The organism is Serratia sp. 506_PEND, from assembly GCF_001076875.1.
Lineage (GTDB): Bacteria > Pseudomonadota > Gammaproteobacteria > Enterobacterales > Enterobacteriaceae > Serratia > Serratia marcescens.
In genome coordinates this window covers 1-9,394 of the sequence record NZ_JVEL01000384.1, presented here as the reverse complement: position 1 = coordinate 9,394, position 9,394 = coordinate 1, and the positions used below count along the sequence as shown (strand labels likewise).

Genomic DNA, 9,394 nt, shown 5'->3' with positions numbered 1-9,394 from the left:
TGATGCCGAGCAAGCAGGGCGACAGCGGCATGAACGCGGTGGAAAAAATCAGCGGCAAGGTGGACGTCAGCACTATCGCCTGCGGCGCGTTGCTGGCTATTCTGCTGTATATGGTGGGCATGCTGCTGCATCGCCTGATTGGCCTGCCGGCGCCGGTGGGCATGCTGTTCGCCGCCGTGGCGGTGAAGCTGGCGCACGGGGTATCGCCGCGCATTCAGGAAGGCTCGCAGGTGGTGTACAAATTCTTCCGCACCGCCGTGACTTATCCGATCCTGTTCGCGGTCGGGGTGGCCATCACGCCGTGGCAGGAGCTGGTGGATGCGTTCACCGTCCAGAATCTGATCGTGATCGTCACGACCGTCAGCGCGCTGGTGGCGACCGGTTTCTTCGTCGGCAAGAAAATCGGCATGCACCCTATCGACGTGGCGATTGTCTCATGCTGCCAGAGCGGGCAGGGCGGCACCGGCGACGTCGCGATCCTCACCGCCGGCAACCGCATGTCGTTGATGCCGTTCGCCCAGATCGCTACGCGTATCGGGGGCGCTATCAACGTCTCGCTGTCGCTGCTGGTGTTGGCCAAGTTCTTCGTATAACTCCTATAAATCCTTAGCGTTACTTTGCCTTTCCCCGCCCCCGCGGGGATTTTTTTTGCCCGCGCGCCGGCCAGACGCGCGGGCAAGGGGAACGCCGGTTATGCCGCCTGTTTCATGGCGGCATCGTACCAGGCGAAGTAGCGCTCTACGCCGCGTCGGCCGGATTCGATCAGCGCGCGTTTCTTCTCTTCGCTGATGCCGAACTCCAGCGTGCCGACGTCGAGCGTGTCGACATACACGGTGCGCTTCCAGTCGTCGCTGTCCAGATGCACCTTGGTTTGGATGTCCAGCATCACGTTGGCCACCGCCAGGGTGAAATCAAACAGGTTGTTGACCGGCGTGCGCGGGCCGGCCTGACCGGCGGCCTGGGCGATTTCGCCGGCGGAGTCCAGGCGAAGGCCCAGGGTGCGGGTGTTGATGCGCTGGCTGGAGACGTCGATGTAAGGCGGCGTGGCGGAGAAGTCATAGTCGAATAGCCGCACCGGGTAGTTGTCGATCATGCCGCCATCGATGCACAGGTCGCCCAGGGTATTGTTCTTCGCCACGAAGGCGAACGGGAACGACATCGAAATGCGCAGGCCGTCCGCCACTTTCATGCGCGGCGTAGTGCGGTGCGAATAAACTTCGCGTTGGCCGCTGTTGAGGTTGGCGCCGATAAAGTAAATTGACTTGAACCCTTTCGCCGCCTTCATCGCTTCGAACTGCTCGAAGGTGATATCCGGGTTGCCGGTATATTGCTTGATAATATCGCGTGACCATTGATAGAAATAATCGCCGGGCGCGATGCCGTATTGATTGAACAGGCGATAGGCGTCCTGGATCGTACCGAAAAAACCGCCGTTATAATCGAGGAATTTTTTAAAATCCATCGCCGACAGAATTTTGGTGACGTCCGCCGAGCTGCAGCCCAGGCCGACCAACAGCGCGGCGATGGCGCCCGCCGAGGCGCCGGAGGTTTGCTTGATCTGCGGCATGATGCCTTTGGCTTCCAGCAATTCCAGCGCGCCGCCATAGGCGATGCCTTTTACGCCGCCGCCTTCAAAGACCAGATTTTCGAATTGATAGTTCATGATATTTCCTCACTCTTGATTTAGGGAGTAAGAAAAATAACCAAGGCGCGAACCGGAAAATATTGATTGGGGTTGTGTGAGTCGGCAAACAAAATTATTCATAATAAATATATTGTTTATATATTTATCAAAGGCATTTATTAAACAGGCGCATCGGGCTTTTTGCGTCAATACTTAGCGCTGTTCAATTCTCGCAAGGAGTCATCATGTTCTGGAAACGTTGTCTGCTGGGCGCGGCGCTGGCCGTTATGTCATTACAGGCCGGGGCCGCCGCGCCGCAGGCCAAAACCCCGACGCCGGGATTTTACCGCATCATGCTGGGCAGTTTTGAAGTGACCGCGTTATCCGACGGCATCATTCGCCTGCCGGCGGACAAACTGTTGCTGAACACCACGCCGCAGCAGATCGCAGCCGGGTTGGCCGAGCGGCATCAAAGCCTGCCGGTGGTCACCTCGGTCAATGCCTATCTGATCAATACCGGCGACAAGCTGGTGATGATCGACAGCGGCGCCGGCCAACTGCTGGGCGACGGCCTGGGCAAGCTGGTGGATAACCTGCGCGCGGCGGGCTACCAGCCGGAGCAGGTGGATGAGATCTACCTGACCCACATGCACCCGGACCACCTCGGCGGCCTGACGCACGACGGCAAGGCGGTATTCCCCAATGCGGTGGTGCGCGCCGGCAGCCAGGACGCGGACTTCTGGCTGAGCGCGGACCAACTGAAACAGGCCAGCGCAGGCAGTAAAAGCAACTTCGAACGGGCCCAGGCGGCGATCAAGCCATACCAGGCGATGGGCCACTTTAAGCCGTTCAGCGGCGACGGTGAACTGTCGCCGGGCATTGCCGCCTTCGCCGCCCACGGCCATACGCCGGGGCACAGCGTGTATCAGGTGACCAGCCAGGGCAAGAAGCTGTTGCTGTTGGGGGATCTGATCCACGTGGCGGCGGTGCAGTTGCCGCATCCGAAGGTGGCTATCAGCTTTGACAGCGACGCCAAGGCGGCTGTCGCTCAGCGGCTGCGGATATTTGGCGACAGCGCGCGGCAGAGCGAACTGGTCGGCGGCGCACACCTGTCGTTCCCGGGGTTGGGGTATCTGAACCGCCAGGGCGACGGTTACACCTGGGTGCCGTTGAACTACGGCGCGCTGTAACGCCCGCTCTCGTTATCGGTTCCGCTCGGCGAACACCCGGCTGAACCAGTCGAGAAACACGCGCACCCGCGGCGACAGCTGGCGGTTGCGCGGATAAAGCAGCGAGACCGGCATTGGAGGAGAAGGCCAATCCGGCAGCAGCGGCAACAGGCTGCCGTCGGCCAGATCGCCGCGCAGGTGATAGCGCGGCACCTGAATGATGCCCAGTCCGGCGCGGGCGGCGGCGACCAGGCTCTCCGCCGCGGTGACCGACACCGTCGCCGGCAGCGTGACGGGTTGCGCTTGTCCCGCCACCGTGAACGCCAGCGGCATCAGCGCGCCGGTCGCCGAAGAGCGAAAGCCCACCATGCGGTGATGGCGCAGATCGTCCAGGCTTTGCGGCGTGCCGAAGCGCTGCAGGTAGGCCGGGGCGGCGCAGGTCACCTCTTCCAGCTCGCCCAGGCGGCGCGCCACCATGTCGCTGTCCCGCAGTTTGCCGACGCGCACCACGCAGTCGATGCCTTCCCGCAGCGCGTCCACCAGCCGATCGCCTTCGCTCATATAAAGCTCGATATCCGGGTATTGCGCCAAAAAATCCGGCAAATCGGGCAACAGAAAATGGCGCGCCAGCGTGCCGTGCACGTCGATGCGCAGCAATCCGCGCGGTTTGGCGCCGGCGAACGCCATCTCTGCTTCTTCGATGTCCGCCAGAATGCTCAGACAACGCTGATAGTAGGCTTCGCCGTCCAGCGTCGGGCTGACGTGGCGGGTGGTGCGTTGCAGCAGCCTGACCTGCAGCCGGGCTTCGAGCTGTTTGATGGCGTCGGTCACGGTGGATCGCGGCAGGTTCAGATCCTGCGCCGCCTGGGTGAAGCTGCGTTGTTCTACCACGCGGGTGAACAGGCGCATGGCGTCGATTCTGTCCATAATTGTTCGTTTATTTCGGATAGTGATAACGAAGAATAGGGGATTATTCGCCGTGCCGAAAGGTGCATGATGACTGTACATTAACCCGATGAGGAGATATCCATGAATCACGCGACTCAACGCGTCGCCATCGTCACCGGCGCATCCCGCGGCATCGGCGCGGCCATCGCCGAGCGTCTGGCCGCCGATGGCTTCACCGTCATCATCAACTATTCGGGCAACCCGGCGCCGGCCGATGAGCTGATGCGCAAGATTGAACAGCGCGGCGGCCGCGCCTTGAGCGTCAAAGCCGACGTCAGCGATGCATCTGCGGTCGCCGGCCTGTTCGATAGCGCCGAACAGGCGTTTGGCGGCGTCGACGTGCTGGTCAATAACGCCGGGGTGATCGCGCTGGCGCCGGTGGCGGACATGCGTGATGAAGATGCGGATCGCCTGCTCGACATCAACCTGAAAGGCAGCTTCAATGCGATGCGCGAGGCGGCGAAGCGCCTGCGCGACAACGGCCGCATCATCAACTTCTCCTCCAGCGTGGTGGGGTTGCTGCAGCCGGGGTACGGCATGTATGCCGCCAGCAAGGCGGCGATCGAAGCGCTGACCAGCGTGCTGGCGAAAGAGCTGCGCGGCCGCAATATCACGGTGAATGCCGTCGCGCCGGGGCCGACCGCCACCGGCTTGTTCCTCGACGGCAAAACCCCGGAGCTTATCGAGCGGCTGGCGAAGATGGCGCCGTTGGAACGTCTGGGCACGCCGGACGATATCGCCGCGGCGGTGGCTTTCCTCGCCGGGGCAGACGGCGGCTGGATCAATGGCCAAACCCTGCGCGCCAACGGCGGCATCATCTGATTGGCGACGCGCCGCCGCAGGATCGGGTATCCTGTGGCGGAACATATCACATCAAGGGCAACGTATGGCGGGCCACACTCAGCAATCCCATCCTGGCGTCAGATCGCCCTGCGTCAGCCTGTGCCGGATCGACGACGAAACCCAGCAGTGCCGCGGATGCCGGCGCACGCGGGCGGAGATCGCCGCCTGGCCGACCGCCAGCGACACGGAGAAACGCGCTATTTGGCGGCGGCTTGAGCTGCGTCAATCGGTGAAATAATCCTCTACATTATTGCGCTGCCAGACTGCATGTAGCACAATTGAGCTACATGTGATTGACCGACGTTAGGAGCGATTATGTCGACGACGACCATTCGTATTCCAGATGAGCTTAAAGCCCGAGTCGCTGCCGTCGCCGAGCAGGTTGGCGTCACGTCTCACAGCTTTATTTTGCAGGCAATAGCGGAGAAAACGCAGCAGGAAGAGTTGCGCCGTGACTTTGAGAATGAAGCGGAAAAACGCTATGCCAAGATAATTGCGACGGGAGAGACAGTCTCTTGGAAAGAGATGCGCGGTTATTTGGAAAATTACGCAGCGGGTGATACTGCCGCTGTCAAACCTCCGGTTAAAAAATTGGGGCGCTGATGGCAAATGTCGAGTTGGCGCCAGAGGTCAGGGATGATATCGAACGTATTCTCGCTCATTTGGCTCAGTATGGCGCTGCGGATTCAGGGCGGCGCATTCAGGAAATCATCCAGGCAATTGCGGTATTGGAACATAATCCATTGATCGGACGGTCCCTTGGCGCAGGGCTGCGTGAATTGATTATTGGGCAGCAAGCTCGCGGTTATTTGGCGCTCTACAAATACATTCCTGATATCGATACGGCGTTTGTTCTGGCGATCCGCAGTCAGAAAGAACAAGGGTATTGAATGCACGATACCGGCCTGAAAGACCGGCATCGCTGTCATGTCCTCAGAAATCCCAGTCCTCATCCTCGGTGTTGACCGCCTTGCCGATGACGTAGGACGACCCTGACCCGGAGAAGAAGTCGTGGTTTTCGTCGGCGTTCGGCGACAGCGCCGACAGGATCGCCGGGTTGACCTCCGCCATCGCCGGCGGGAACAGCGCTTCATACCCCAGGTTCATCAGCGCCTTGTTGGCGTTGTAGTGCAGGAAGGTCTTCACGTCTTCCGTCCAGCCGACGCCGTCGTACAGCTCCTCGGTGTAACGCACCTCGTTGTCGTACAGATCCTGCATCAGGTCGAAGGCGAAATTTTTCACCTGCTGGCGCCGCGCAGCGTCCACTTTCTCCAGCCCTTTCTGGAACTTATAGCCGATATAGTAGCCGTGCACCGCCTCGTCGCGAATGATCAGGCGGATCAGATCGGCGGTGTTGGTCAGCTTGGCGCGGCTGGACCAATACATCGGCAGGTAAAAGCCCGAATAGAACAGGAACGACTCGAGGAACACGCTGGCGACCTTTTTCAGCAGCGGATCGTCGCTGCGGTAGTGCGCCAGAATGATGCCGGCTTTCTTTTGCAGCGCGCGGTTTTCCTCGCTCCAGCGATAGGCGTCGTCCACGTCCGGCGTTTGGCACAGGGTGGAGAAGATTGAGTTGTAAGAGCGGGCGTGCACCGCCTCCATAAAGCTGATGTTGGAGTACACCGCCTCTTCGTGCGGCGTCAGCGCATCGGCGATCAGGGCCGGCGCGCCGACGGTGTTCTGGATGGTGTCCAACAGCGTCAGCCCGGTAAATACCCGAATGGTCAGCTGCTGCTCCTTCGGCGTCAGCGTGGCCCAGGAGGGGATATCGTTGGACAGCGGCACCTTTTCCGGCAGCCAGAAGTTGGAGGTCAAGCGGTTCCATACCTCCAGATCCTTGTCGTCTTCGATGATGTTCCAGTTGATGGCGCGCACCAGCGGCGCCGATGTTACGGTCGTCATAAGTTGCCTCACAGCGCGCAGGACACGCAGCCCTGCACCTCGGTGCCTTCCAGCGCCATCTGGCGCAGGCGGATGTAGTAAATGGTCTTGATGCCTTTGCGCCAGGCGTAGATCTGCGCGCGGTTGATGTCGCGGGTGGTGGCGGTATCGCGGAAGAACAACGTCAGCGACAGCCCCTGATCGACGTGTTGCGTCGCGGCGGCATAGGTATCGATGATTTTTTCCGGGCCAATCTCGTAGGCATCCTGGTAATACGCCAGGTTGTCGTTGGTCATGTACGGCGCCGGGTAGTAAACGCGGCCGATCTTGCCTTCCTTGCGGATCTCGATGCGCGAGACGATCGGATGGATGCTGGAGGTGGCGTTGTTGATGTACGAGATGGAGCCGGTCGGCGGCACCGCCTGCAGATTCTGATTGTACAGCCCGTGCATCATCACCGACTGACGCAGCGCGCGCCAGTCGTCGCGGCCCGGAATGGCGATGCCGGCGGCGGCGAACAGCTCGCGCACCCGCTCGGTCTGCGGCAGCCAGTCGCGCTCGGTGTACTTGTCGAAGTACTCGCCGCTGGCATAGCGAGAGTGCTCAAAGCCGTCAAAGGCGCCGCCGCGCTCGATCGCCAGCCGGTTAGAGGCGCGGATGGCGTGATAGGCCACGGTATAGAAATAGAGATTGGTGAAGTCGATGCCTTCTTCCGAGCCGTAGAAGATGCGCTCGCGCGCCAGGTAACCGTGCAGGTTCATCTGGCCCAGACCGATGGCGCGGGCGCTGCGGTTGCCTTCGGCGATCGACGGCACCGAGCGGATATCGCTCATGTCGGCCACCGCGGTCAGCGCGCGGATCGCGGTCTCGATCGCCTTGCCGAAGTCCGGCGCGTCCATGGTTTTGGCGATGTTCAGCGAGCCGAGGTTGCAGGAGATATCCTTGCCGATGCGATCGTAGCTCAGATCCTCGTGATAGGTGCTGGCGCGGTTGACCTGCAGGATCTCCGAACACAGGTTGCTCATGTTGATGCGCCCGGCGATCGGGTTCTCCCGGTTGACCGTGTCCTCGAACATTACGTAGGGGTAGCCGGATTCGAACTGGATCTCCGCCAGCACCTGGAAGAACTCGCGCGCGTTGATGCGCGACTTGCGGATGCGCTTGTCGTCCACCATCTCGCGGTACTTCTCGCTGACGGCAATCTCCGAAAACGGCACGCCATACACCCGTTCGACGTCGTAGGGCGAGAACAGGTACATTTCTTCGTTGTTCTTCGCCAGCTCGAAGGTGATATCCGGGATCACCACCCCCAGCGACAGCGTTTTGATGCGGATCTTCTCGTCGGCGTTTTCCCGCTTGGTATCGAGAAAACGCAGGATATCCGGGTGGTGGGCGTTGAGATACACCGCGCCGGCCCCCTGGCGCGCGCCGAGCTGGTTGGCGTAGGAGAAGGCGTCTTCGAGCATTTTCATGATCGGAATGACGCCGGAGGACTGGTTCTCGATGCGCTTGATCGGCGCGCCCACCTCGCGAATATTGCTCAGCATGAAGGCCACGCCGCCGCCGCGTTTCGACAGCTGCAGCGCGGAGTTCACCGCCCGGCCGATCGATTCCATATTGTCTTCGATGCGCAGCAGGAAGCAGGAGACCAGCTCACCGCGCTGGCGTTTGCCGCAGTTGAGGAAGGTCGGCGTGGCCGGCTGGAAGCGGCCGGAAATCATCTCTTCCACCAGATCCTGCGCCAGGGCGGTGTCGCCCGCCGCCAGCGTCAGCGCCACCATGCACACCCGGTCTTCGTAGCGTTCCAGATAGCGCTTGCCGTCGAAGGTTTTGAGCGNATAGCTGGTGTAGTACTTGAAGGCGCCGAGGAAGGTCTCGAAGCGGAATTTCTTGGCGTAGGCCTGTTGGAACAGCTGCTTGATAAACGGGAATTCGTACTGCGCCAGCACCTGCGGCTCGTAGTAGCCTTCTTCCACCAGATAGCGCAGCTTTTCCTCCAGGTTATGGAAGAACACGGTGTTTTGGTTGACGTGCTGCAGGAAGTAGTGCCGCGCCGCCAGCCGATCTTTATCGAACTGGATCCGGCCTTCCGCATCGTAAAGATTGAGCATCGCGTTGAGCGAATGGTAATCCAGCGCGCCCGTCTCGGGCCTGGTCAATTCTGTCGTTGCCAAAATGCGGTTACTCCCTGTCTAACGTTTTCAACGTCTTGCGTAGTGCCGAGCAGCTCGAAGCGGTACAAAAAAGGCACCTGGCATTTTTTGGCGATGATGTCGCCGGCGATGCCGTACGCTGCGCCGAAGTTGGTGTTCCCGGCGGCGATGACGCCGCGCAGGTATGAACGGTTTTGCGGAACGTTGAGAAAGCGGATCACCTGGATCGGCACCGCGCCGACGGCGCTGCCGCCGCCATAGCTGGGTACGATCAAGATATAGGGTTGTTCCACCAGCAATTTGCTGCGGGCGCCGGCGATCGGAATGCGGATCGCCGGCAGGCCCAGTTTCTCAACGAATCGGTGGGTGTTCTCCGAACTGCTGGAGAAATAGACCAGCGGATTCATCGTCGAGCCTCAGCAGGTGAGCGCCAGCGCGCCGATTTTGTCCGGCCGGAAACCGGACCAGTGATCGTCACCGGCGATAATCACCGGAACTTGCTGATAACCTAAGGATTTAACGTGGTTCAGCGCCTGCTGATCCTGGGTGAGGTCGATCACCTGATAATCAATCCCCTGTTTATCAAATGCGCGATAGGTGGCGTTGCACTGGACACAGTCCGGCTTACTGTAAATAATAATGCTCATGATTCGCATTTACCTTTAGGCTGAAGGAAAGGCGGACAAGTCAGATAACGGAGCATCGTTCCTGGCGTTTCTGACGGCGTTATCAACCGAACAACGGTCCCTGCGGTTGATAGATAAAATACTATA

Annotated in this window: 12 protein-coding genes; 6 read left to right on the top strand and 6 right to left on the bottom strand. The window is 60.2% G+C overall.

Features of this window, described 5'->3' with window-relative positions; all coding sequences use genetic code 11:
* Window positions 1-593: 2-hydroxycarboxylate transporter family protein (locus ADK28_RS13140; protein WP_048795852.1), on the top strand; the 593-nt coding region annotated here is incomplete at its 5' end.
* Window positions 594-691: 98 nt separating this feature from the next.
* Here ADK28_RS13140 and ADK28_RS13135 read toward each other — a convergent pair.
* On the bottom strand, window positions 692-1,663 hold the full coding sequence (locus ADK28_RS13135) for a patatin-like phospholipase family protein (RefSeq protein WP_033639543.1): 972 nt from the start codon (window positions 1,661-1,663) through the stop codon (window positions 692-694).
* Window positions 1,664-1,869: 206 nt separating this feature from the next.
* Between ADK28_RS13135 and ADK28_RS13130 the strand changes: the two genes are divergently transcribed.
* Window positions 1,870-2,814 (top strand): MBL fold metallo-hydrolase, encoded by a 945-nt coding sequence (locus tag ADK28_RS13130; RefSeq protein ID WP_048795851.1) that lies wholly within the window; start codon window positions 1,870-1,872, stop codon window positions 2,812-2,814.
* Between the two features lie 12 nt (window positions 2,815-2,826).
* On the opposite strand, the gene ADK28_RS13125 is transcribed toward ADK28_RS13130, so the two are convergent.
* A complete protein-coding gene (locus ADK28_RS13125; protein ID WP_048795850.1) occupies window positions 2,827-3,720 on the bottom strand; it encodes a LysR family transcriptional regulator in 894 nt (297 codons plus the stop codon).
* Between the two features lie 102 nt (window positions 3,721-3,822).
* Here ADK28_RS13125 and ADK28_RS13120 point away from each other — a divergent pair, with 102 nt between their 5' ends.
* The 4 genes from ADK28_RS13120 to ADK28_RS13110 all read left to right on the top strand — a co-directional run bounded on the left by ADK28_RS13120 (window position 3,823) and on the right by ADK28_RS13110 (window position 5,474).
* Window positions 3,823-4,563 (top strand): SDR family oxidoreductase, encoded by a 741-nt coding sequence (locus ADK28_RS13120; RefSeq protein ID WP_033639546.1) that lies wholly within the window; start codon window positions 3,823-3,825, stop codon window positions 4,561-4,563.
* Window positions 4,564-4,627: 64 nt separating this feature from the next.
* Window positions 4,628-4,822 carry a DUF1289 domain-containing protein gene (locus ADK28_RS30080; RefSeq protein ID WP_060445239.1) on the top strand — a complete coding sequence of 65 codons (195 nt, stop codon included), beginning with the start codon at window positions 4,628-4,630 and terminating at the stop codon, window positions 4,820-4,822.
* Between the two features lie 77 nt (window positions 4,823-4,899).
* Window positions 4,900-5,187: a CopG family ribbon-helix-helix protein gene (locus ADK28_RS13115; RefSeq protein WP_033639547.1), complete on the top strand. Its 288-nt coding sequence runs from the start codon at window positions 4,900-4,902 to the stop codon at window positions 5,185-5,187.
* Entirely contained in the window at window positions 5,187-5,474 is a 288-nt protein-coding gene (locus ADK28_RS13110; protein ID WP_033639548.1) for a type II toxin-antitoxin system RelE/ParE family toxin, read from the top strand. Before ADK28_RS13115 ends, ADK28_RS13110 begins: the two co-directional genes overlap by 1 nt.
* A gap of 43 nt (window positions 5,475-5,517) precedes the next feature.
* On the opposite strand, the gene nrdF is transcribed toward ADK28_RS13110, so the two are convergent.
* From nrdF to nrdH, 4 genes are all read right to left on the bottom strand, one after another.
* Complete coding sequence (nrdF, locus tag ADK28_RS13105; protein ID WP_048795849.1) at window positions 5,518-6,489, bottom strand: class 1b ribonucleoside-diphosphate reductase subunit beta; 972 nt, start codon at window positions 6,487-6,489, stop codon at window positions 5,518-5,520.
* Between the two features lie 8 nt (window positions 6,490-6,497).
* On the bottom strand, window positions 6,498-8,642 hold the full coding sequence (gene nrdE, locus ADK28_RS13100; protein WP_075202073.1) for a class 1b ribonucleoside-diphosphate reductase subunit alpha: 2,145 nt from the start codon (window positions 8,640-8,642) through the stop codon (window positions 6,498-6,500).
* Window positions 8,624-9,028 (bottom strand): class Ib ribonucleoside-diphosphate reductase assembly flavoprotein NrdI, encoded by a 405-nt coding sequence (gene nrdI, locus ADK28_RS13095; RefSeq protein WP_048795848.1) that lies wholly within the window; start codon window positions 9,026-9,028, stop codon window positions 8,624-8,626. The genes nrdE and nrdI overlap by 19 nt, the downstream gene beginning before the upstream one ends.
* Before the next feature lie 9 nt (window positions 9,029-9,037).
* Window positions 9,038-9,268, bottom strand: coding sequence for a glutaredoxin-like protein NrdH (nrdH, locus tag ADK28_RS13090; RefSeq protein WP_004928934.1), 231 nt, complete (start codon window positions 9,266-9,268; stop codon window positions 9,038-9,040).
* Window positions 9,269-9,394: the final 126 nt, after the last annotated feature.

What these genes read in the sequence shown, in the direction of transcription:
- nrdH (WP_004928934.1), bottom strand. Translation starts at nt 9,268, where the DNA reads ATGAGCATTATTATTTACAGTAAGCCGGACTGTGTCCAGTGCAACGCC.
- ADK28_RS13130 (WP_048795851.1), top strand. Translation starts at nt 1,870, where the DNA reads ATGTTCTGGAAACGTTGTCTGCTGGGCGCGGCGCTGGCCGTTATGTCA.
- ADK28_RS30080 (WP_060445239.1), top strand. Translation starts at nt 4,628, where the DNA reads ATGGCGGGCCACACTCAGCAATCCCATCCTGGCGTCAGATCGCCCTGC.
- ADK28_RS13120 (WP_033639546.1), top strand. Translation starts at nt 3,823, where the DNA reads ATGAATCACGCGACTCAACGCGTCGCCATCGTCACCGGCGCATCCCGC.
- ADK28_RS13135 (WP_033639543.1), bottom strand. Translation starts at nt 1,663, where the DNA reads ATGAACTATCAATTCGAAAATCTGGTCTTTGAAGGCGGCGGCGTAAAA.
- ADK28_RS13115 (WP_033639547.1), top strand. Translation starts at nt 4,900, where the DNA reads ATGTCGACGACGACCATTCGTATTCCAGATGAGCTTAAAGCCCGAGTC.
- ADK28_RS13110 (WP_033639548.1), top strand. Translation starts at nt 5,187, where the DNA reads ATGGCAAATGTCGAGTTGGCGCCAGAGGTCAGGGATGATATCGAACGT.
- nrdI (WP_048795848.1), bottom strand. Translation starts at nt 9,028, where the DNA reads ATGAATCCGCTGGTCTATTTCTCCAGCAGTTCGGAGAACACCCACCGA.
- nrdF (WP_048795849.1), bottom strand. Translation starts at nt 6,489, where the DNA reads ATGACGACCGTAACATCGGCGCCGCTGGTGCGCGCCATCAACTGGAAC.
- ADK28_RS13125 (WP_048795850.1), bottom strand. Translation starts at nt 3,720, where the DNA reads ATGGACAGAATCGACGCCATGCGCCTGTTCACCCGCGTGGTAGAACAA.